At 67.2% G+C, this 21,203-nt stretch carries 17 protein-coding genes and 1 pseudogene; 6 read left to right on the forward strand and 12 right to left on the reverse strand.

The window, feature by feature from the left end; translation table 11 throughout:
* Positions 1 to 149 precede the first annotated feature (149 nt).
* Positions 150 to 1,460: an MFS transporter gene (locus BX604_RS32710; protein WP_098554916.1), complete on the forward strand. Its 1,311-nt coding sequence runs from the start codon at positions 150 to 152 to the stop codon at positions 1,458 to 1,460.
* Here BX604_RS32710 and BX604_RS32715 read toward each other — a convergent pair.
* The 4 genes from BX604_RS32715 to BX604_RS32730 all read right to left on the reverse strand — a co-directional run bounded on the left by BX604_RS32715 (position 1,454) and on the right by BX604_RS32730 (position 6,591).
* Complete coding sequence (locus BX604_RS32715; protein ID WP_098554917.1) at positions 1,454 to 1,939, reverse strand: shikimate kinase; 486 nt, start codon at positions 1,937 to 1,939, stop codon at positions 1,454 to 1,456. The two genes, BX604_RS32710 and BX604_RS32715, sit on opposite strands and share 7 nt — an antisense overlap.
* A 220-nt stretch (positions 1,940 to 2,159) precedes the next feature.
* Positions 2,160 to 3,497, reverse strand: a complete 1,338-nt coding sequence (gene argG, locus BX604_RS32720; protein ID WP_096505684.1) for an argininosuccinate synthase — start codon at positions 3,495 to 3,497, stop codon at positions 2,160 to 2,162.
* Between the two features lie 341 nt (positions 3,498 to 3,838).
* Positions 3,839 to 4,906: an FUSC family protein gene (locus BX604_RS32725; protein ID WP_098554918.1), complete on the reverse strand. Its 1,068-nt coding sequence runs from the start codon at positions 4,904 to 4,906 to the stop codon at positions 3,839 to 3,841.
* Between the two features lie 152 nt (positions 4,907 to 5,058).
* Positions 5,059 to 6,591, reverse strand: coding sequence for a sensor domain-containing diguanylate cyclase (locus BX604_RS32730; RefSeq protein ID WP_098554919.1), 1,533 nt, complete (start codon positions 6,589 to 6,591; stop codon positions 5,059 to 5,061).
* A gap of 596 nt (positions 6,592 to 7,187) precedes the next feature.
* Between BX604_RS32730 and BX604_RS32735 the strand changes: the two genes are divergently transcribed.
* The 4 genes from BX604_RS32735 (at position 7,188) to BX604_RS32750 (ending at position 11,309) form a co-directional block, all read left to right on the forward strand.
* Positions 7,188 to 8,723, forward strand: a complete 1,536-nt coding sequence (locus BX604_RS32735; RefSeq protein WP_098554920.1) for an amino acid permease — start codon at positions 7,188 to 7,190, stop codon at positions 8,721 to 8,723.
* Between the two features lie 264 nt (positions 8,724 to 8,987).
* Positions 8,988 to 9,233, forward strand: coding sequence for a DUF3717 domain-containing protein (locus BX604_RS32740; protein ID WP_098554921.1), 246 nt, complete (start codon positions 8,988 to 8,990; stop codon positions 9,231 to 9,233).
* Between the two features lie 215 nt (positions 9,234 to 9,448).
* Positions 9,449 to 10,366, forward strand: a complete 918-nt coding sequence (locus tag BX604_RS32745) for a LysR family transcriptional regulator (protein WP_098554922.1) — start codon at positions 9,449 to 9,451, stop codon at positions 10,364 to 10,366.
* 115 nt (positions 10,367 to 10,481) lie between these two features.
* Positions 10,482 to 11,309: an alpha/beta fold hydrolase gene (locus BX604_RS32750; RefSeq protein WP_098554923.1), complete on the forward strand. Its 828-nt coding sequence runs from the start codon at positions 10,482 to 10,484 to the stop codon at positions 11,307 to 11,309.
* 59 nt (positions 11,310 to 11,368) lie between these two features.
* Here the strand turns inward: BX604_RS32750 and BX604_RS32755 are convergent, their stop codons facing one another.
* From BX604_RS32755 to BX604_RS32765, 3 genes are all read right to left on the reverse strand, one after another.
* A complete protein-coding gene (locus BX604_RS32755) occupies positions 11,369 to 11,722 on the reverse strand; it encodes a hypothetical protein (protein WP_098554924.1) in 354 nt (117 codons plus the stop codon).
* Positions 11,723 to 11,900: 178 nt separating this feature from the next.
* Positions 11,901 to 13,553: a PqiB family protein gene (locus BX604_RS32760; RefSeq protein ID WP_257146485.1), complete on the reverse strand. Its 1,653-nt coding sequence runs from the start codon at positions 13,551 to 13,553 to the stop codon at positions 11,901 to 11,903.
* Positions 13,528 to 14,190 (reverse strand): DUF3313 domain-containing protein, encoded by a 663-nt coding sequence (locus BX604_RS32765; RefSeq protein ID WP_098554925.1) that lies wholly within the window; start codon positions 14,188 to 14,190, stop codon positions 13,528 to 13,530. Before BX604_RS32765 ends, BX604_RS32760 begins: the two co-directional genes overlap by 26 nt.
* A 390-nt stretch (positions 14,191 to 14,580) precedes the next feature.
* Here BX604_RS32765 and BX604_RS32770 point away from each other — a divergent pair, with 390 nt between their 5' ends.
* Positions 14,581 to 15,195: a TetR family transcriptional regulator gene (locus BX604_RS32770; RefSeq protein WP_098554926.1), complete on the forward strand. Its 615-nt coding sequence runs from the start codon at positions 14,581 to 14,583 to the stop codon at positions 15,193 to 15,195.
* Positions 15,196 to 15,296: 101 nt separating this feature from the next.
* Here the strand turns inward: BX604_RS32770 and BX604_RS32775 are convergent.
* The 5 genes and pseudogenes from BX604_RS32775 to BX604_RS32795 all read right to left on the reverse strand — a co-directional run.
* Positions 15,297 to 15,517, reverse strand: a pseudogene (locus tag BX604_RS32775) (TetR/AcrR family transcriptional regulator); the annotation flags it as partial.
* A gap of 54 nt (positions 15,518 to 15,571) precedes the next feature.
* The gene (gene hutC / locus BX604_RS32780) at positions 15,572 to 16,267 is read right to left on the reverse strand and encodes a histidine utilization repressor (protein WP_098555230.1); all 696 of its coding nucleotides are present in this window, start codon (positions 16,265 to 16,267) and stop codon (positions 15,572 to 15,574) included.
* 174 nt (positions 16,268 to 16,441) lie between these two features.
* Positions 16,442 to 19,750, reverse strand: a complete 3,309-nt coding sequence (locus BX604_RS32785; RefSeq protein WP_098554927.1) for a hybrid sensor histidine kinase/response regulator — start codon at positions 19,748 to 19,750, stop codon at positions 16,442 to 16,444.
* Positions 19,750 to 20,406, reverse strand: coding sequence for a response regulator transcription factor (locus BX604_RS32790; RefSeq protein ID WP_098554928.1), 657 nt, complete (start codon positions 20,404 to 20,406; stop codon positions 19,750 to 19,752). The genes BX604_RS32785 and BX604_RS32790 overlap by 1 nt, the downstream gene beginning before the upstream one ends.
* Positions 20,407 to 20,590: 184 nt before the next feature.
* Positions 20,591 to 20,998 carry a hypothetical protein gene (locus BX604_RS32795; RefSeq protein WP_098554929.1) on the reverse strand — a complete coding sequence of 136 codons (408 nt, stop codon included), beginning with the start codon at positions 20,996 to 20,998 and terminating at the stop codon, positions 20,591 to 20,593.
* Positions 20,999 to 21,203 lie beyond the last annotated feature (205 nt).

A 21,203-nucleotide genomic window follows, 5' to 3' on the forward strand; every position in this document is an offset into this window, starting at 1 on the left:
CCGGAAATTGACTGCCCGCGACTCGCGCATTCGACGCGAGCCGGGCGCCGGCGCACGCGCTTCGTCGCGGCGCCGGTCAGCGCTCGTGGAGCACCGGCCGGGCACCCGCGGACAGGGGCGCGGCTCGACCTCGAAGAAGGAGGAGACACATGCAAGCGGATCTGGAAACCCGCGTCGCGCGGAAACTGATGTGGCGCATCATTCCGTTCGTGATGCTGCTTTATTTCGTCAGCTTTCTCGATCGCGTCAACGTCGGCTTCGCGGCGATGACGATGAACAAGGCGATCGGCCTGTCGCCGACCGCGTTCGGATTCGGCGGCGGCCTGTTCTTCATCGGCTACTTCCTGTTCGAAGTGCCGTCCAACCTGATTCTCCACCGCGTCGGCGCACGCATCTGGATCGCGCGCGTGATGATCACGTGGGGCATCGTGTCGGCGGTATCCGCGTTCGTGACCGGGCCGACGAGCTTCTACGCATTGCGCTTCCTGCTCGGCATGGCCGAGGCCGGCTTCTTCCCCGGCATCATCCTGTACCTGAGCCTGTGGTTCCCCGCGAAGCAACGCGCGGTGGCCGCCGCATGGTTCATGGCGGCCGCGCCGATCTCGACCGCGATCGGCTCGCCGCTGTCGGGCGCGATCATGCAGATGCCGCCGATGTTCGGGCTCGCCGACTGGCAAATGCTGTACATCGTCGAGGCGCTGCCGGCGGTCGTGCTCGGCTTCGTCGTGCTGAAGTGCCTGACCGATGCGCCGTCGAAGGCCGCGTGGCTGAAGGCGGACGAGCGCGACTGGCTGATCGCGAAGCTGAAGTCGGAAGCCGACGCGCGGCACACGCACGCCGGGCATACGGCCGGTGCGTGGCAGGCGCTGCTCGACCCGCGCGTGCTGGCGCTCGCGCTGATCTACTTCGGCACGTCGGCGGGGCTCTATACGCTCGGCCTGTGGGCGCCGCTGATGGTCAGGCAGTTCGGCTTCACCGCATGGCAGACGGGGCTGCTGACCGGCATCCCGAGCATCGCCGCCGTCGTCGCGATGATCGCGTGGGCGCGCCATTCGGACCGCCGCGGCGAGCGCACGTGGCACGTCGTGATTCCGTGCGTGCTCGCATGCGTCGGCTTCGTGTTCGCGGGGCAGGCAAGCACCGCGCTGCTGACCGTGCTCGCGCTGGTGGTCGTCAACATCGGGATCAGCGCCGCGAAGGCGCCGCTGTGGGCGATGCCGAGCGCGTTCCTGTCAGGCGCCGGCGCGGCCGCGGGGATCGCGATGATCAACTCGATCGGCAACCTCGGCGGGTTCGTCGGGCCGTTCGCGATCGGCTGGCTCAAGCATGTGACGGGCGGCTATGCGGCGGGGCTCTACGTGGTGGCCGGCACGCTCGCGGTGTCGGCGATCGTCACGCTGCTGCTGAGCCGCAAGGGGGCGCGCGAAGCGGTCGTGTCGGGCGTGCAGCATCATCATTGAAGGCGGCGCGCGATCTCCTTCGCACACGCATCGGCCGGCGCGCTCGACGTATCGACGAAGCAATCGCTGAACGTTCGCGCCGCATACCCTTCCCGATACATCTCGGCGATACGTTGCCGCTCCCAGTCCGTCAGCGTGCGCGTGCCGCGATCCGACGCGGCGACCGCTTCGGGCGGGGCGAGCGTCGCGACGAACAGGCGCGCATCGCGTGCGTCGCAGGCCGCGCGCAACTGCTCGAATTCCGCTTCGCCGATCGGATAGGCGATCACCAGATGACGTTCGCGCGCCTGCGCGATCTCGTTGACGAGGCGCGCCAGCGCGATCGCCCACTGCGCGTGGAACGGGGCGTCGTCGGGCGCGTCGTGGTCGTCGCCGTCGATGAAGCGCGCATCGGGCAGCACGCGGGCGAGTGCGCGACCGATCGTCGTCTTGCCGCTGTTGATCGGGCCGTTGACGTGAATGACGAGGAGGGAAGTCATGAGCCGGGTCGGAAATCGAACGACTCGCAGCTTGCCATGATCGCGGCTACGTTGCAGCGCCGTTTGCGCGCGACGCGATAGCGGGGGGAAGCAGGGAGCGGGAAAGAGGGGAAAGCGAGGGAAAGCGGAGGGGGCGGCAGGCCGCGCATGCATCGACGCACATACGGCCTGCCCGGCGCGGCGCGCGTATCGGCTACGCGCGCCGGCTTCGGGAAACGGCTTACTGCTCGCCGTCGCCCTTGATCTGCGGCAGCGCCGACTGTTCACCCGGCGTCAGCAGGCCGACCTGGGTGTACACGCGCAGCTTGTCGCGCGTATCGGTGATGTCGAGGTTGCGCATCGTCAGCTGACCGATCCGGTCGCGCGGCGAGAACGTCGATGCGACCTTCTCCATCGACAGGCGTTCCGGCTGATACGTGAGGTTCGGCGACTTCGTGCTCAGGATCGAGTAGTCGTTGCCGCGGCGCAGTTCGATCTTCACTTCGCCGGTGATCGCGCGTGCGACCCAGCGTTGTGCCGTCTCGCGCAGCATGATCGCCTGCGGGTCGAACCAGCGGCCTTGATACAGCAGGCGGCCGAGGCGGCGACCGTTCTCGCGGTACTGCTCGATCGTGTCTTCGTTGTGGATGCCGGTGACGAGACGCTCGTATGCGATGTACAGCAGCGCGAGGCCCGGGGCTTCATAGATGCCGCGGCTCTTCGCCTCGATGATGCGGTTCTCGATCTGGTCGCTCATGCCGAGGCCGTGGCGGCCGCCGATGCGGTTCGCTTCGAGCAGCAGCTCGACCTGATCCTTGAACTCGACGCCGTTCAGCGCAACCGGCTGGCCGGCTTCGAAGCGCACCGTCACTTCTTCGGCGGCGATCTTCACGTCGTCGCGCCAGAACGCGACGCCCATGATCGGGTTCACGATCTTGATGCCGCTTTCGAGGCTTTCCAGATCCTTCGCTTCGTGCGTCGCGCCGAGCAGGTTCGAGTCGGTCGAATAGGCCTTCTCGGCCGACATCTTGTACGCGAAGCCGGCCTGGTTCATGAATTCCGACATTTCGGCACGGCCGCCGAGCTCGTCGATGAACGTCTGGTCGAGCCACGGCTTGTAGATCTTCAGATCCGGGTTCACGAGCAGGCCGTAGCGGTAGAAGCGCTCGATGTCGTTACCCTTGTACGTGCTGCCGTCGCCCCAGATGTTGACGCCGTCTTCCTTCATCGCGGCGACGAGCATCGTGCCCGTCACGGCGCGGCCGATCGGCGTCGTGTTGAAGTACGTGACGCCGGCCGTCGTGATGTGGAATGCGCCGCTTTGCAGCGCCGCGATGCCTTCTGCAACCAGCTGCGCGCGGCAGTCGATCAGGCGGGCGCCTTCTGCGCCGTATTCGATTGCACGCTTCGGGATCGCGTCGTAATCGTCTTCGTCGGGCTGGCCGAGGTTCGCCGTGTATGCGTACGGGACAGCGCCCTTCAGTTTCATCCAGTGCAGCGCGGCGCTGGTGTCCAGGCCGCCGGAGAAGGCGATACCGACCTTCTGGCCGGTCGGGAGGCTTTCGAGAATCGTGCTCATGGGAATAACCGTGGATGGAAGTCCGGTGCGATCATATTTCGCGGAATATGCGAGTATCGGCTGTCCGGGAGGTTGGGGCAAGGGCTGATTTTCGCGTAAATACGTCGGCGGGCCTGTCGCGACAGGGCTGGCGGGCGGTTAACCCGCCGGAGAATCCGGCGCGAATCGGCATGGAATGGCGGTCGAAACGCGCCGTCGCGAACCGGTGAACCGGCCGGTATTTCCAGGGCAGGATCAATCGACATGCCCGAATGCCGCGTCTCGAAACGCCATGCTGCCGGCGTTGAAATGAAAATGAAAGATTGCTCCGGCACCGCGCGATATTCAGCACCGTCCGGATTTTAAATATTCCACGCCTGCGCCGTATCGAGCAGCTTCTCGCGCAACTGATCCACTTCACCGGCCAGCTTGACCGTGATCGACACGTAGCCGGACAGCTGCGGCGGCGCATCGTGCGGCGGATCGGCCGGCCGGCGGCGCGGCGCGAGCCGGCTCGGCGTGCCGAACTTCAGCGCGCGGCTCGCACCGACGAGCGTGTCGCGGATGCGCCGGTTCACGGCCTTCATCGCGGTGCGCATGTACTCGCGGGACGTCACGTCGTCGCGGGCCGGCACCAGGCTCGACAGGATCTCCAGATAGCCGATGCACAGGCGCAGGCTGCGCTGGATCGCCTCGAGGTGCGTGACCGAGATCTCGCACTCCTTCGACACCGACGGCATCAGCGAGCGCAGCTGCACCAGCAGCGTGCTCAGCGCGGCCATTTCCTTCAGGTGCGTGTCGTCGCTCACGTGGCGGTCGCCCGCGAGCCGCGCATGCACGGCCGCGCACGCGCGCAGCGCGTCGGCGAGCTTGTAGCGCCACGAGTAGGTCGCATAGAGCGGCAGCGCGAACGAGAACGCCAGCGCGATCGCGATGCCGGTCAGCACGTTCACCGCGCGCCACAGGCCGTCGACGATCTCGTTGTCGCCGTGCCCGGCGACGATCACCATCGTGATCGCCGACAGCAGCGCGATGTAGCCAGCCTTGCCGATCGCGTGATACGCGCAGAAGCCGCACGCGATCGCCATCAGCAGGTAGATCGCGAGCGGGGCGTGCAGGAACGAGTAGAGCAGGATCAGCCCGAGCCCCGCGAGCGCGCCGATCGACGTGCCGAGCGCGCGCTCGGCCGCCTTCTTGCGGATGTTGCCGTGATGCTGCAGCCCGCCGACGACGATCAGCACGGTGATCGTCGACCATTCGCCGTGCGGCACGTGCAGCCCGGTCGACAAGCCGATCGACACGAGAATCGCGAGCGCGACGCGCGCCGCATGGATCAGCTTCGCGTGCCGGTAGCGCCGGTATGGCTCCAGCAGCGGACGCAGCGCATGGCGCAGGAGGGGCGGCAAGCGGGAAGAGAGCTGGGCGGTCATGACGTATCGAAGGGGGCCGGCGGGGTGACCGGCAGGGTGACCGGAATACACGCGGGCGGCCTGCGCGGGCCGGCGCCGCGCCGCACGCGCAGCTGACGTAACGCTAGCCGAACGCGCGTGGGCTGTCCACGGCGGCGCGGCCGGCCGTCACGTCACGCGTCGGCCGCGCTCGGTTGCGGATTCGACACGCGATTGCGGCCGCCGGACTTCGCGCGGTACAGCGCCTCGTCGGCCTGCCGCAGCAGCGTCGCGGCATTCACGCGCCCGCCGGCGGCGGTTGCGGCGCCGATGCTGGCCGTCACGTGCCCGTATGGGCTGCGGACGTGCGCGATGTCGATCCCGGCGATCGCGCGCCGGATCCCTTCGGCGACGGTCGCCGCGCCCCGCGCGTCGGTGTCGGGCAGCGTGACGACGAATTCCTCGCCGCCGTAGCGCGCGACGTGGTCGCTGTCGCGGCGCAGGCAGCGTGACGCCGATTGCGCGACGCGGCGCAGCACGTCGTCGCCGGCGAGGTGCCCGTAATAGTCGTTGAATGCCTTGAAATGATCGACGTCGACGAACAGCACGGACAGCGGGCGGCCGCTGCGCGACGCGCGCTGCGCTTCCTTCACGAGCACCGCATCGAACGTGCCGCGGTTGTCGAGCCCCGTCAGCGAATCGGTGTGTGCGAGCCGGTACAGCTTCGCTTCGGCGATCTGCCGGCGCTTGAGCTCGCGCGACAGCGCGAGCGAGCCCCCCGCGATGAAGGCGGTAAACAGGCCCATCAGCACGGCGGTCCAGATCGCGCGATGGCGCCACGACGCGTAGATGTCGACCTCGGCGGGCGCGACGTCGACGATCAGCGGCAGGCCGGCGAGGTGTTTGTACACGTAGACGCGCCGCGTGCCGTCGATCGCGCCGGTGCCCGCCAGCACGCCGTCGCGGTTGCGCTGCGATTCGATGAAGAGCGGCGCGTCGTGCAGGTCGAGGCCGACCACGCGCGCGTCGTACGGCAGCCGCGACACGAGCGTGCCGTTCTCCTCGACGATCGCCGCGCTGCCGTGCTCGCCGACCGCGAGGCCGTCGAGCAGTGCGCGGAAGTAGTCGATGCTGAGCGTGCCGACGACGATCCCGCCGAAGCGGCCGTCGGCGAGCGTGATCCGGCGGCTCAGCGCGATGGTCAGCGCGCCGCCGCGCAAGCGCGCCGCGTACGGCCGGCTGATATAGAGGCCCGGCGCGAGCCGGTTGCGATGCACGGTGAAATAGTCGCGATCGGCGAAATTGCCTTGCCGCGGCGGCGACGCGGCGGAATCGATCACGACATTGCCGTGCGGATCCATCACGAATATCGCGCCGAGATACGCGCCGGTGGCGGCGCGGTCGAACAGCAGCCGGTGACGCTGGCGCGGCGGCAAGGTCATCAATTCCGGATCGGCGAGGCCATCGACGACGTTTTGCAGTGACAGATCGTAGAGTTCGATATTGCGGGAAATATCGCGCTCGATCAGCAGCATCAGGTTGCGCGCATTTTCAACCGCATGGTCATATGCGTCGCGGCGCGCCTCGATTAAAAGCGACGCAGAAAGCCCCCAGCTGAACATCAGCAGCACGATGCCCGCGACCAGTACGCCGCGAGGCGACAAAATGCGTGCGACGGCCGACGCGGTATGGCGGCGCAGCGCGGCGAGCAGCGGGTGTGACTTCATCCTCGGGAAGGGCGTGGCGGCGGATATTTGCGTCGTGGACGGCTCCGCGCGCTGATTATTTCGCATTAACCCGCATTATCTCGCGAATTTCCGGATTCGGCCGGCAGATGTAAAACATGCGTGCCCGAGTGGCGATGGAGATCCGTTACGCATCATTACCGCATCGCGCGGATCCGGTTTAATTTGAATCAATTACCCGTATCGGCGTTTTGTCTGAATAATGGCGCGCGCGTCTATCGGTTTGTCGTTTTAACGACGAGCGGACATTTGTTTCGCGCTTCTCGCGCATTGCGCGATTCGGCGTGCCGGATAACCGCCTCGGCGGCCACGGCCTTTCGACCTGACCGGCGGCGGCGCTCGATGCGGCGGGGCCGGCCGCAGCCAACTCGTTGATTCTGCGGCGTCTGCGTGCGGGCGGCGGTGCGTTCGGACCGAGCTGTCCCCATGACGAATCAGGTAGAATCCGCGCTTCGCCGCAGGCGCCCGGCGCGCAACGCGTATCGGGGCCGCATCGAATGCACGGCAGGTGGCGCACCGCGCCCCGATCCCGCACGCGCCGGCCCCGGATGCCGGCCCGCTCAACGTTCGTCTCGTTTATGTCCGCAATCCCGAATTCCGACCCACCCGGTTCGTCCGCGAACCCACCCAAGCTTCATCGCGCGCTGAAGGCGCGCCACCTGACGATGATCGCCATCGGCGGCTCGATCGGCACCGGCCTGTTCGTCGCGTCCGGCGCGTCGATCTCGCAGGCCGGCCCCGGCGGCGCGATGGTCGCGTACATGCTGATCGGCCTGATGGTCTATTTCCTGATGACGAGCCTCGGCGAAATGGCCGCGTTCATGCCGGTCTCGGGCTCGTTCGCGACCTACGGCGCGAAATACGTCGACGAAGGCTTCGGCTTCGCGCTCGGCTGGAACTACTGGTACAACTGGGCCGTGACGATCGCGGTCGAGCTCGTCGCCGCGCAGCTCGTGATGCACTACTGGTTCCCGGACGTGCCGGGCGTCTGGTGGAGCGCCGCGTTCCTCGGCGTGATGTTCCTGCTCAACGCGCTGACCGTGCGCGGCTTCGGCGAGGCTGAATACTGGTTCGCGCTGATCAAGGTCGTCACCGTGGTCGCGTTCATCGGCGTCGGCCTGCTGATGATCTTCGGCATTCTGAAGGGTGCGCCCAGCAACGGCTGGGGCAACCTGACGATCGGCGACGCGCCGTTCGCGGGCGGCCTGCCGGCGCTGATGGGCGTCGCGATGATCGCGGGCTTCTCGTTTCAGGGCACGGAACTGATCGGCGTCGCGGCCGGCGAATCGGAAAACCCGCGCACGACGATCCCGCGCGCGGTGCGCCAGGTGTTCTGGCGGATCCTGCTGTTCTACGTGCTCGCGATCTTCGTGATCGGCGTGCTGATTCCGTACACCGACCCGAACCTGCTGAAGAGCGACGTGACCGACATCGGCGTGAGCCCGTTTACGCTCGTGTTCCGCCACGCAGGCCTCGCATTCGCGGCCGGCGTGATGAACGCGGTGATCCTGACGGCCGTGCTGTCGGCCGGCAACTCGGGCATGTACGCGTCGACACGGATGCTCTACAACCTCGCGACCGAAGGCCGTGCGCCGAAGCTGTTCGCCAAACTGTCGCCGGGCGGCGTGCCGCGCAATGCGCTGTACGCGACGACGGCGGTCGGCGCGCTGTGCTTCTTCACGTCGCTGTACGGCGACAAGACGGTGTACCTGTGGCTGCTGAACACGTCGGGGATGACGGGCTTCATCGCGTGGCTCGGCATCGCGATCAGCCATTACCGGTTCCGCAAGGGTTACGTGAAGCAGGGCTACTCGGTTGACCAGTTGCCGTACCAGTCGAAGTGGTTCCCGTTCGGCCCGCTGTTCGCGTTCGTGCTGTGTCTCGTGATCGCGCTGGGGCAGGACTATCAGGCGTTCCTCGCGAACCGGATCGACTGGGCCGGCGTGGTCGCGACCTACGTCGGCATTCCGCTGTTCCTCGTCGTGTGGCTCGGCTACCGGTTCATGAACAAGAGCCGTTTCGTGCCCTACGAGGACATGGAGATCGCGCCGTGGGTGGCCGAGAATCGCGGCGCGCAAGCCCAGCGCGTGACGAACCGCGAAACCGCCGGCTGATGCGGGCGCGGCACGCCGCCGCGCGATATCCGACGAAACGGGAAGCCTGCGGGCTTCCCGTTTTTTTTGTCGGCTTTCGCCTGCACGGGGTCAAAGCCGGTTATATTTCCCGACCCTACCGGGCTGCGGCCCGGCCGGCGCGACGAGCGCGGCGCGGATCGGCATCCGGCGTGCGCGCAGCCCGCGACGGCCGGCGGCGCCCGGCGTTTTCATCGTTTCGTCGGGGCCGGCACGGCCCGCGGAGCGCGCAACCCAGAGGAATCCATGAGCGCATCACCCGCCGAGCGGAAGGCCGGACCCGTTTCCATCGTGCGAATCGAAGCCGCGATCAACGCGTGGCGCGACGTGTATCCGCCCGCCCCGGACGGCGAGGACGGCTATGCGCTGGACGCCGGCAGCAACTGCCTGGCCGAGCTGTACGGCGCGATGATCTGCTATCGGCTGCCGGACGTGCCGCTCGATTCGCTGAGCGACGCGCAGCGCGACGCGCTGTACGCGACCGAGGCGTGACGCGCGGTTGCGCCGATGCCGCCGCGCAGCGTCGATGAAGAAACGGGAAGCCGCGCGGCTTCCCGTTTTGTTTTGCGCGACGCGGCTCGAACCGGTATCGGCGCCGGCTGAGGTATCGTCACGGGAGCGGGGCAGGCCATCACGGGACGAACGGCGCGCGCGTGGCCCGCGCGCGGCCGGATGAAGGTCCGGTGCCTGTCCGGGAGGGATCGAACATGGAGTTGAGACACCTCCGCTACTTCGTCGCGGTTGCCGAGGAGCGGAATTTCACGCGGGCGGCCGAGCGGCTGCACATCGCGCAACCGCCGCTGAGCCGGCAGATCCAGCAGCTCGAGGAGGCGCTCGGCGTGCCGCTGTTCGAGCGCAACGCGCGGCCGCTGAAGCTGACCGACGCCGGGCGCTTTTTCTATTCGCACGCGGTGCAGCTGCTCGCGCAGACGACCGAACTCGAATCGATGACGAAGCGGGTCGGCAAGATCGAGCGCAGCATGTCGGTCGGCTTCGTCGGCTCGACGCTGTACGGGATGCTGCCGAAGATCATCCGGCGCTTTCGCAGCGAGTATCCGGCCGTCGAGCTGAGCCTGCACGAGATGTCGACGATGGACCAGATCAAGGCGCTGAAGGAAGGGCGCATCGACGTCGGGTTCGGGCGGATCCGCCACGAGGATCCGAGCGTGCGGCGCGTCGTGCTGCGCGAGGAGCGGATGATCGTCGCGCTGCCGGTCGGCCATCCGCTGGACGGCGCGAAGTCGGTGCTGTCGCTGCACGATCTCGTGCACGACACGCTGATCATCTTTCCGAAGGCGCCGCGCCCGAGCTATGCGGACCAGGTGCTCGCGGCATTCCACGATCGCGCGCTGCAGCCGCGGCGTATTTACGAGACGCGCGAACTGCAGATCGCGCTCGGACTCGTCGCGATGGGCGAGGGCGTATCGGTCGTGCCGCACAGCGTGTACGGCCTGAAGCGCGACGACATTAGCTACAAGCCGCTCGACGACCCGAACCTCGTGTCGCCGATCATCATGAGCATGCGGATGCTCGACGAGTCGGAGGACATTCGCGCGATACAGGCGCTGATCTACCGGCTGTACGACGAGTCGCAGATGGAATACCTGCCGCCGCAGCCCGAATGAGCACGCGCGCGATGGAGGCTTGCTTGACGCGGCGCGCGGCGCCGGGCCACCATCACCGGCATTCGATGCGGCACGCGGGCGTGCCGCCGTTTTCACGCAGAACGACGACAGACAGATGACCGAGATCGTGACCGAGGAGACTTTTATCGAGACGCCGCAAGGGCGTCTCTTCGCGAAGCGCTGGCGGGGGAGTGCCGCACCTGAGGCGGCCGCACCTAAGCCGGCCGCACCTAAGCCGGCCGCACCGATCGTGCTGCTGCACGACTCGCTCGGCTGCGTCGACCTGTGGCGCGATTTCCCCGGGCAACTGGCGCGCGCGACGCAACGCGACGTGATCGCTTATGACCGGCTGGGCTTCGGCCGCTCGGATCGTCATCCGGGGCAGCTCGGCACGACGTTCGTGCGCGACGAAGCCGACCACGGGTTTCATGCGCTGCTCGAGCAGTTCGGCGTCGATGCGTTCGTCGTGTTCGGGCACAGCGTCGGCGGCGGCATGGCGGTTGGCTGCGCGGCCGCGCAGCCGGCGCGTTGCCGTGCACTGGTGACCGTTGCCGCACAGGCATTCGTCGAGGATCGCACGCTCGACGGCATTCGCGAAGCGGGCGAGCAGTTCGACGCGCCGGGCCAGCTCGACCGGCTCGCGCGCTATCACGGCGACAAGGCCGAATGGGTGCTGCGCGCGTGGGTCGACACGTGGCTGTCGCCGGCGTTTCGCGACTGGAATCTCGACGACGAACTGCCGCGCGTGCGCTGCGCGACACTCGCGATTCACGGCGAGCAGGACGAATACGGCTCGGACGTGCATCCGAAGCGAATCGCCGCGCGCGTTGCCGGGCCGTCGTCGTTCCTGCTGCTCAACGGCTGCGGACACATGCCGCACCGCGAGCGGACCGACGACGTGCTGGCAGCCGTCGCGACGTTCCTGCGCGACGCGGGCGCGTGAGCGCCTGAACGCCTGAACGCCTGAGCGCCACTACGACCGGCGGGCAGGCCCGCCGGCTGTCAGAACGACAGCTGGATCGCGAGGTCGAGCGCGAGCAGCGCGATCGAGCAGCCGATGCCGAGGATCACGTTCGGCAGGCGATGTTCGAAATCGCGATGATCCCGGCGCATTGCGGCGCCGAGCAGGAAGATCGCTTCGATGACGATCTGCAATCCGACGAACAGCAGCATCAGCAGATACTCGTAACCCATCTGCTTGAACGCGGCGAATTGCATCCCGTGATCGCGGATCCACTGGCCGACGCGCAGTAGTTCGTAAGCGAACAGCAAGGCGGGAAACAGGTAGCTGATGAAGTACGTCGGCGCGGTGGCGTGCCGTAGTTCGAGGTGGAAGTGCTGATGCGTGGTAGCCATCACGAATCCCTCCTTGCAATGCATGATTGCGGTCTCGACGGCGGCGCAGCGACGTGCGGACTAGGGGATTGCCCGATGTATCGTGCGTGCCGTACGACACCAGCATACTGCGGCTCGGGAAATTTGGCATCCCGTACGTGCATTCGTTGCAAAAATGCGTGCGCATCATGCGGCGCGATCAATGGCTGTCGCCGCCCGCGCGCGACGCGCTGGCCGGCCGCGCATCGTTCGCGGCGCCGCGCAGCAGCCACTCCGGATGTTGTTCCAGATCGCCGGCCAGCGCACGCAGCGCGCTCGACGTTCGCGTGAACTGCGCGAGTGCGCGGCGCACACTGGATGCGGGCGCATCCTCCTGCCCCAGTATCGCTTGCGCGCTCGTGAATGCATGTCGCGCGGCACCGAGCGCGTCGCGCGCCTGCGGCGCGAGTTCGGTGTCGAGTTGCGCGAACAGCGCACCGGTGTTCACGAGGGCCGCATCGACTTGCTCGCCCATGCGATCGAGCGGCATGCGGGAAAGGGTGCGGGCGATGTCGGCAATGTGTACGCGCAGCACGTCGAGCGTAGCGGGAACGGTCGGGAGTGCGATCGGTAGCCGATCGGTGTCGACCGATGCGGGCGGCGCGTTCGGGAACATGTCGAGCGCGACGTACGACCGGTTCGCAATCAGGTTGCCGACGCGCAATTGCCCGCGCAACCCGCGCGCGACGAGTGTGCGCAGCAGTGCCTTGCCGGCATCGGTGTCGCCGTTGCCGAGTACGTCGCGGTAACGCTGCCCGAGGCGATCGGGATAGAGCGCCATCGTCACGCGCATCGTGACGTTGCCATGCTGCGCATCGTATTCGGTGCCGACGGCCGTCACGGTGCCGAGTTCGATGCCGCGAAAATCCACCGGCGCGCCGACGTCGAGGCCGCGCAGCGAGCGATCGAACCGCATGACGACCGGCGCGGCCGGTGCGTTGGGCGTGCGCATCGCATCGATTTCATCGTCGGCCACGCGAAAACGCGCACCGTCGGCTGCCGTGACGATGGTCGTGCGTCCCGGCGGTGCCGCGAACGCGAGGCCGCCGGCGAGCATCGCGGCGAGCGACGGCGTGCCGAGCGTCATTCCGTTCGCGTCGAGTCGCAGGCCGACGCCGCCCGCCTGCCACCAGCGTGCGTCGGCATCGACGTAGCGATCGAACGGCGCGGCGACGAACACCGCGATTGCCACGCCGTGTCCGTCCGCATCGAGCGTGTAACCCGTCACCTGGCCGACGCGCGCGCGCCGGTGATACACCGGCGAGCCGACGCCGACCGAGCCGAGCGAGCTCGCGTGCAGCAGGTAGCGGCGCCCGTCGCCGCCTTCGTCGACAGGCGGTGCATCGAGCCCGGCGAACGTCGTGCGCGGTTCGCGCGAGCGACCGAGTGCCGCTGCGATATACGCGCCCGAGAACACCGTATCCAGACCGGAGATGCCGTCGGGGCCGATGCGCGGCCGCACGATCCAGAAGCGGGTGTCGGCGCTCGCCAGCGCGTGTGCATCGGCGTTCAGCCGTACGTCGACCCGCACGCCCGGCTGCCCGCGCAACGCACGAACGCGCGTGATGCGGCCGACTTCGACGTTGCGCAACCGCAGCGTCGAGCGGCCGGCCTCGAGCCCGTCGGCCGTCGCGAATGCGATCGTGATCGTCGGGCCGCGCTGGCCGAGCAGTGCGATGCCCCAGGCGACGAAGAACGCCGTGGCCGCGAGCGGCACGATCCAGATCGCCGCCCGCGGCCAGTTGCGGCCCATCCGCGCGAGGGCAGCGAGCGCTGCCCGCCGTGCGTCAGTCGAATTGCGCGACGAGTGCATCCGCACCCTTGTCGATGCCGGTTTTCGCCGCGCTCAGCGCGCCGAAGCTTGCGCCGATGTTCATCGCATTCGGATACTGCTTCGTCACGTATGCGTTGATCAGCCGGTTGGTCGCGGCATCGCGAATCTCCACCGCATAGATGACCGAGCCCGTGAACGCGCCTTCGCGGCCGCGGATCGCCTGCACGCCGTTGTAGAGATTGCCCGCGAGGTCGAAGTGCGCGAACGCGCCGGCAAACGCCGTCGTCGTCACCGCGCCCGTGAGCGTCAGCTTCACGCGCAGCGTGTCGGGGCCCGGCGTGCTCGTCAGCTCGAAGCGCTTGCCGAGCTTCCTTGCGAACGTGTCGCCCATGTACGCGGCGAGCGTCGTCTTGTCCTCATCGGTCAGTTTTCCGAACTGATTGTCCGTGCCGCGATACACGGCAACCGGATCGAGCATCAGCTTTCGGTAGCGGTGCCAGTCGGCGGGCAGCGTGTAGCGATACGGCACGCGGCCGGATTTGTCCTGCGGATCGCTGCGCAGGTAAGGGGACGATTCGATACCCGCATAGCGGGTGGGCTGGACCCCGGCGCATCCGGCGAGCGCGACGCAGAGCGCAACGCGCGTCAGATGGCGGGAAGTGATCGAGTGATTCATGCATATCTCCGGGTCGGTTTCGCGCCGGCGAGCGGTGCGAAGGGTGGTGCAGCAGGCGGTATTGCCACGGCAGGTGTCTGTAAAAAAACCAACTGGGCGGTTTGTTTTTAAGGCGAGGTTACCCCATGAATTCGGGGCGCGACGAGGCCGCCCAGCATCAATCGTCGGCCGGACAGCCGCGCTGGGGGCGGCATTCGCATGCCTGGGGTCGGTGCGCGAACGTGCTCACGCGCCGGCCACGGGCGATGCGGGAGCCGATCGTAGCACCGCCGTTTTTGGATGTAAACCGGCCAGGCGGTTTGTTTGTGATAGACTCCGCGCACTTCCTGCATGCGGAATGCGCCCGTTCGGCCGCATTCGCATTGCGTCATTCCATACCGGGGAAAGCTCATGGACAACCCGACGCGTTCCGAGCGGACGCGCACTGCCGCGATCCGGGCGGCGCTCGCGATTATCGAGCGCGACGGCCCGGGCAAGCTCACGTTCGATGCGATTTCGCGCGAAAGCGGCATCAGCAAGGGCGGGCTGATGCACCAGTTCCGCACGAAAGGCGATGTGCTGAATGCATTGATGGAGCATCAGCAGGAGTACTACGAACGTTTCCAGCGTGATTATCTGGCCGCGCGCGATCCGGACGAAGCGCAGCCGACGCTGTCCGCGCAGATCGCGACGATGCGCGAGGTGATCGACCAGCAACCGTCGGCGGCGCTCGCGATCATGGCCGCGCTCGTCGAGGATCCCGAGCCGTTGCAGAAGGTCCGCGAAACCGATGCGAAGAACGTGCAGCGCATCGCCGCCGAATCCGACGATCCCGATCTGGCGCTGCTGCGGTGGAAGGCGGCGTGGGGCATCGCGCTATCGGCGATGTTCGGGCTGTGTCCGCTGTCGGCCGACGAGCGCGCGCGGCTGTTCGACCGGCTGCTCGACGAGACGCAATGGCCGGCCGGCGCAGCGGCAGGCGCGAAGCGCCGTGCGCCCGCGGCGAAATCGTCGCGACACAAATGAAGCGCGCGTTGGTCGCGTGCGGTTCGGTGCTCGCGCGTGTTGCACGCTCGCTGCTCGCGGTCGTGCTCGGACGGCTCTGACGCGCGCGCCAGCGGCGCCGCTCAGGTCTTCGCGCGTACGCCTTCGACGAACAGCGTCGCGATCGACTGGAATTCCCGTTTCAGCGACAACCCCGGCACGGTCAGCCAGCGCGGCATTGCGGCGAGATGCAGGCGATGGAACCACGTCGCGAGCTGGCCGGCCGGCCGCGTCCAGCTCGCCGGCTGCTGGCTTGCTTGCCGGCCGCGATGAGCTGCCGCCACACGAGCGCGATGTGCGCTCCCGCGCGCGCTGACGCACGACGCGCCGGCCTCGGCGCCCCGCGCCCGCAACGCTGTCAGAAATGCCCGGTGAACCGATAGCGGCTGCCCGGGTGCCAAAGATTGGCGACCGCCGCGACCATCCCCTGCGACCACGTGCGCCGATGCAGCAGCAGGCAGGGCTCGCGTTCGTCCATCGTCAGGCGGCGGCGCGTTTCCGTATCGGGCATCGCGGCCTCGATCCGGTATTCGACACGCTGTAGCGGCGCGACGCGCGTCAGGTACTGGTTCGGCGTCGTCGTCGTAAAGTCCTGCAACGCGTATTCCGGCGCGCAGGCCGGATTCACCCAGCGCTCTTCGAGCTGCACGGGCGTGTCGTTCTCGAAGTGCAGCACGCGCGAATGGAAGATCGGGCTGCCGGTGTCGAGCTGCAGTTCGTCGGCGAGCTTCGCATCGGCGACGGCCGCGCCGACTTCCAGCACCTGCGCGCGATAGCTGTGGCCGCGCGCGGCGACTTCGTCCGAGATGCTGCGGATCGCGACCAGCGTCGATTCGTATTTCGGTGACGCGACGTACGTGCCGGAGCCGCGCGTGCGCGTGAGCACTTGCTCGGCCGTCAGCTCGCGCAGCGCGCGGTTGACCGTCATCCGCGCGACGTTGAATTCGCGCGCGAGCTCGTTCTCCGATGGCACCTGGTCGCCTTCCGCCCATTCGCCGGCATGAATGCGCGCGAGGATGAAGTCCTTGATTTCCTGATAGATCGGTGTGGTCATTGCATTGCTGTTCAAGAGACGGCGGCTGTCCGAGGCCGGAGAATGATCTCCGTTCGCGCGTGTCGCGTCCATGCGGGATTGCGCAGGGCATGCGGTCTGGTCGACAAGTATAGACAAGTCGGCGGGGCATGCCGACCGACAGGCCGAGCGAGGGGCGAAGGGGCGAGGGCGGCGCTACCGTCCGGACGTGCCATCCGTCCGGACGGCCGCGAGCGCGGCCTGCATCGTCCGCAGCGCATCGGCGATCGCCGTGCATTGCGCGTCGATGTCGTGATCCCACTGGGCGCTTTCGACGAGCAGCATGCGCAGGTCCTGGCAGTGTTCGACGAGTTGCGACGGGCCGAGCACCGCCAGCCCGCCGGCGAGACGATGCAGCCACCGTTCGAGTCGAGCGGTGTCGTGTGCGCAGACGATCGCGCCGAGTTCCGACAGATCGGTCCGGACCTGTTCGACGAATACCGCGGCATACTCGGCCGGCACGGTCGGATACATCGGCGGCACCGTATCGTCGTCGAGCGCCGCCGCCGTGCCGGACGGACCGGCCGGCAGCGCGGTGCTTTCGAGAACGTTCGCCAGCGTCGCGAGCGGCACGGGCTTGGTCAGGTAGTCGGTGAAACCGCGTGCGCGGCCTTCGGCGATGTCCTCCGGGCGGGCGCTGGCGCTGACCGCATAGATCGGCAGGCGCATTCCGGCGTTGCGGATCGCATGCAGCAATGCGAAGCCGTTCATCACGGGCATGTCGATATCGGTCAGCACGACGTCGACGGGGGCCTTGGCCAGCAGCGCGAGCGCTTCCTCGCCGTTGCCGGCTTCCTCGACCCGCGCGCCGAGCGTCGTGAGCTGATCGCGCAGCAGGCTGCGGTTGAGCAGGTTGTCTTCGGCGATCAGCACGGTCAGCGTATCGAAGCGCTGCCGCGCGGCGGGCGGCGACGCGCCGTGCGCGGCCGCCCGCGCGGCCCGGCGCCGATGGTCGGGCCGCGCGAGCTGCGTGGCGGCCTTGATGCCGATCGGACTGAACAGGGACACGACTACGCTGCCGTCGTCGATGGCGCGCGGAACCAGCGGGCCGTCCTGCGTGGCGAGCACGACCGAGTCCGGTTTGCCCCACCACGCAAGGATGTCGGCGGCCGCGAATTCGTCGGTGGCGATCAGGTAATCGTATGCGTCCGGTTCGAGCCGTTGCCGCAGGTCCGGCACGACGACCGGCGCGGACGCCTCCGGGTCGAACAGGCCGGTCAGCCATTCCTGGTATTCGGGCGCACGGCAGAGCAGGACGGGCCGCCTGGCCGGCAGCGTCCACTCGGACGACGGCGCGGCGGGGTCCTGCGTTCGCAACGGCAATTCGACGACGATCCGCGTGCCGACGCCGACGGTGCTGTCGAGCGAGATATGCCCGTTCATCAGCGCGCAGAGACGCGAGCAGATCGACAGGCCGAGACCGGTGCCCCGGGCCTGGGTCAGCCGGTTGCTGTTGCCTTGCGTGAACGGCTGGAACAGCCGCGTCTTGAGTTCGTCGGGAATGCCGATGCCGGAATCGACGACGCTGATCTCGAGTTTCAGCTCGACCCAGCGCGCGCGCAGCACGATCTTCCCCGACTGCGTGAACTTGAAGGCATTGCTCAGCAGGTTGTTGACGATCTGCGATACCCGTACCGGATCGAAATACAGCGGCGTCGGGATGGCGCGGTCGAAGACAGTGAAGAAGCGCAGCCCCTGCTGCGTCGCAAGATGCGCATACGACGACGCGATGCGGCACAGCAGGTCGGTGATCGACGTCCATTCCTCGCTCAGGCTCAGTTCGCCGACGTCGATCTTCGAGAAATCGAGGACGTCGTTGACGACCTGAAGCAGCCCTTTCGCCGATACCTGCATGGCGTGCACGCGCGCCTGCTGCTCGGCCGCGAGCGGCCCCAGCGCGACGAGTTCGATATTGCCCACGAGCGACGCGAGCGGCGTACGGATTTCATGGCTCATCGACGCGAAGAAGTTCACCTTCGCGCGGGCGGCTTCCTCGCTCGTGCGCTTGGCTTCGCGCAGCAGACGTTCGGCGCGATGATGCTCGGTCATGTCGGTGATCGCGCAGAAGAACACCTCCTCGCGGTTGAGCACGGCCGGCGCATAGGTGATCTCGAGATGCATGCTGCCGACGTCGTGGCGCTCCAGCGACAGCGTGAACTGGAAGATATGCGTGCTGCCGCGCGTCGCCAGATCCTGCCGGCGCACGCCGAACTGGTTCGCGAGCGCGTCCGGCAGGCGCGTGTCGGACGGCTGCAGCCCCAGCACGTTGCGCGCGATCTGGTTGGCTACCATGATTTCCATGTTGGCCTTGCGCGCGACGCACAGGCCGACTGGGGTTGCCTGCACGAGCAGGTGGTTGAGCATCTCGTTCTCGAGCGCGCGCGATGCTTCGGAGTACGTTCGGGTCAGGAAGCGATAGTTCCAGTAGCGGAACATCGCGAGCAGCAGCACGATCAGCGCGGCGGTGACGGACAGGATCAGAATCAGCTCGAAGTGCATCGAGCGGAGCTGCTGTTCCCACGGCAGCACGTAGATCATGTGCCCGAAGCCGGGGACGGCCGCCGGGCGTCGCAATGCCCAGCCGAACTTGGGGATCCAGTGGAACGATCCGTCGGTATGGTTCGTCAGGGCCGCGTTGACGGCCCGTGCGGCGGCGGTTTCCGATGCGGGGACGAGCGGCGTGCCTTCTTCGTCGATCGCGATCGGCGTCGGTGTCGACAGATCTGCGATCTGCGGCTGCAGCACTTCGCGCAGGTCCATGCTGGTCAGCGCGACGGCGTACACGGCATCGCCTTTCGTGACGAGGGAGGCCGCCACCATTACCGGCATGTCGTCCTTGCCGTGTTCGGGCAGCGCGACCCAGATGACGCGCTTCGCGCGCGCCGCGACGATCGGTTCGTAGCCGCGCGCGCGAAACCGTTCGAACACGATGTCGACGAGCTTGCGCACCGATGCTTCGGCAGACGCGGGCGCGGGTGTGGGCGGCCATGCATTGAACAGATGCCCGTAGGCTGCGCTGCCGTCGGCCAGAATCATCTGCACGCCGCGACGGCGGCCGGCGGCGGACAGGAGCTGTACGGCTTCGTCGCAGCTTTCGCGCAGCGTGACGGCGTCGTTCGACGTGGCCGGCAGCGCCGACGTGCAGCTATGCGGGAACGGTTGCTGGCGCGGTGCGAGTATGCCGTTCGCGCGCAGCTCGAGCACCATGTTCGCGGTCAGCAGCGCACTGCGCAGCTGCAGGACCGCATCGGCCGTATCCTGCTCGTACGCCTGGGCGATCTGCTCTTCGTGGCGCAGCGAGTTCGACAGGCGCGCGGTGATCGTGATCGCCGCCGCCGCGACGGCCGCGAAGATCAGCAGCACGATCACCATCGAGAAGACCCGGCGCTCGCGTTTGAGATTGTTCTCCAGCGAATAGAACGAGCGCAGCGGCGATTCGTCGAAGTCCTTCAGGAAATTCTGCATCAGACGAGCCCCTGCTCGCGCGCATAGGCGATCAGGTCGGCGTTGGTCGTCACGTGGAGCTTTCGCATGGCCGAGCGCTTCTGCGTCGATACCGTCGTGATGGACCGGTTCAACTGGCGCGCGATGTCTGTCAGCGACGTGCCGAGCGCGAACAGCCGGACGATCTCGAGTTCCTTCGGCGACAGTCTCGACGAGATCGCGCCGACGGCGAGTTCGCCGGCCTGCGTCAGCCGCGTGGCCATGCCCGGCGACAGGTACGGGCGGTTGGGGCCGGGCGCGAGCGTGCAGGTCTTTTCGAGCGCGGCCAGATCCTCGTCCTTGCCGACGAGTCCGGCAACGCCCATCTGGCAAAGCCGGTGCAGGATGCCTCCGTTCGTCAGCATCGTGAAGACGACCACGGGGATGGATTCGTGAAGGCGCCTGAGCTTCTCGATCAGCCGCAGGCCGTCCTCGTCGGGTTCCGACTGCTGCATCGTGAAGTCGGTGACGATCAGGTTGCAGGCCTGTTCGTTCAGTATTCGCAGGAGGTCGTGGCCCGAGCCGACGTCTGCGACCACCTTGAAGCCCGGTAGCGCGTCGATGGCGCGAATGACGGCGAGCCGGGTGATCGGATGATCATCCGCTACGACGACCCGAGTGTCCTGAAATACGGTCATGTCGACGCTCCGTGGGACGCGGCTGCGATGCGGCCGTCCGATGGCCCTGCCATCCGGGCGCAGCTTGCGTGGCGAGACTGCACAGACTTTGCGTGCTTTTTTCGAGAAAGGCAAGCCGGACGCCGGCGCCCGGATGCAGGCGGCGGTCGCCACGCAGGCCGCGTCGGGCATTCGCCGCGGTGCGCTATCGGCACGGCGGCTTGCCGGCCGGGCAATGCACGCTCGCGCCGGTTGTGCGGCGGGTGCAATCGATATTGAAGCAGTTCACACGAAAGCCGTTCTCGTCGCCCTGCGGGTGATGGCACGGTACGGTTCGCATCCAGATGAAATCGAGCGGCGGTGCGGCCGTTTCCGGTTCCGGCTCGCAGTGTTCCGCCGGCGCGAGCGTGTCGCGCGGCGGCGCGAAGCGGGCCGACGCGATGCCGAACACGCCCGCCGTCAGACTCATGCTGGCGACGAGCAGCATCGACGCCCCGCCCAGCCACCTTTCGACCGAGCCGAAATACCAGACGCCGAACAATACCGTACAGAACAGCAGGAAGAATACCGGCAGCAGGAATAGCGCGAAACTGGCCAGCCATTCGCAGATCACGAATATGCGCTCGCGTCGGCTACTACGACGAGTCCATGAAATCATAGCGGGAATCGGAGTCGGAATAATCGGTCGAGCAGGCGGCCTGAAGAGGGCGAGGCGACGGGGTGTGCGAAATATACGGCGCTCAGTTTGGATTAAATCGATCTCGAGTAAATGGTATTGTCGGATTTTAAGATGTGCGATGCCGGCTGGAAATAGAATA

Source organism: Burkholderia sp. JKS000303 (assembly GCF_002563755.1).
In the GTDB taxonomy this organism is placed as follows: Bacteria; Pseudomonadota; Gammaproteobacteria; order Burkholderiales; family Burkholderiaceae; genus Burkholderia; species Burkholderia anthina_B.

Excerpts from the sequence above, each read along its gene's own strand:
- BX604_RS32710 (WP_098554916.1), top strand. The coding sequence starts at position 150 with ATGCAAGCGGATCTGGAAACCCGCGTCGCGCGGAAACTGATGTGGCGC.
- BX604_RS32715 (WP_098554917.1), bottom strand. The coding sequence starts at position 1,939 with ATGACTTCCCTCCTCGTCATTCACGTCAACGGCCCGATCAACAGCGGC.
- argG (WP_096505684.1), bottom strand. The coding sequence starts at position 3,497 with ATGAGCACGATTCTCGAAAGCCTCCCGACCGGCCAGAAGGTCGGTATC.
- BX604_RS32725 (WP_098554918.1), bottom strand. The coding sequence starts at position 4,906 with ATGACCGCCCAGCTCTCTTCCCGCTTGCCGCCCCTCCTGCGCCATGCG.
- BX604_RS32730 (WP_098554919.1), bottom strand. The coding sequence starts at position 6,591 with ATGAAGTCACACCCGCTGCTCGCCGCGCTGCGCCGCCATACCGCGTCG.
- BX604_RS32735 (WP_098554920.1), top strand. The coding sequence starts at position 7,188 with ATGTCCGCAATCCCGAATTCCGACCCACCCGGTTCGTCCGCGAACCCA.
- BX604_RS32740 (WP_098554921.1), top strand. The coding sequence starts at position 8,988 with ATGAGCGCATCACCCGCCGAGCGGAAGGCCGGACCCGTTTCCATCGTG.
- BX604_RS32745 (WP_098554922.1), top strand. The coding sequence starts at position 9,449 with ATGGAGTTGAGACACCTCCGCTACTTCGTCGCGGTTGCCGAGGAGCGG.
- BX604_RS32750 (WP_098554923.1), top strand. The coding sequence starts at position 10,482 with ATGACCGAGATCGTGACCGAGGAGACTTTTATCGAGACGCCGCAAGGG.
- BX604_RS32755 (WP_098554924.1), bottom strand. The coding sequence starts at position 11,722 with ATGGCTACCACGCATCAGCACTTCCACCTCGAACTACGGCACGCCACC.
- BX604_RS32760 (WP_257146485.1), bottom strand. The coding sequence starts at position 13,553 with ATGCACTCGTCGCGCAATTCGACTGACGCACGGCGGGCAGCGCTCGCT.
- BX604_RS32765 (WP_098554925.1), bottom strand. The coding sequence starts at position 14,190 with ATGAATCACTCGATCACTTCCCGCCATCTGACGCGCGTTGCGCTCTGC.
- BX604_RS32770 (WP_098554926.1), top strand. The coding sequence starts at position 14,581 with ATGGACAACCCGACGCGTTCCGAGCGGACGCGCACTGCCGCGATCCGG.
- hutC (WP_098555230.1), bottom strand. The coding sequence starts at position 16,267 with ATGACCACACCGATCTATCAGGAAATCAAGGACTTCATCCTCGCGCGC.
- BX604_RS32785 (WP_098554927.1), bottom strand. The coding sequence starts at position 19,750 with ATGCAGAATTTCCTGAAGGACTTCGACGAATCGCCGCTGCGCTCGTTC.
- BX604_RS32790 (WP_098554928.1), bottom strand. The coding sequence starts at position 20,406 with ATGACCGTATTTCAGGACACTCGGGTCGTCGTAGCGGATGATCATCCG.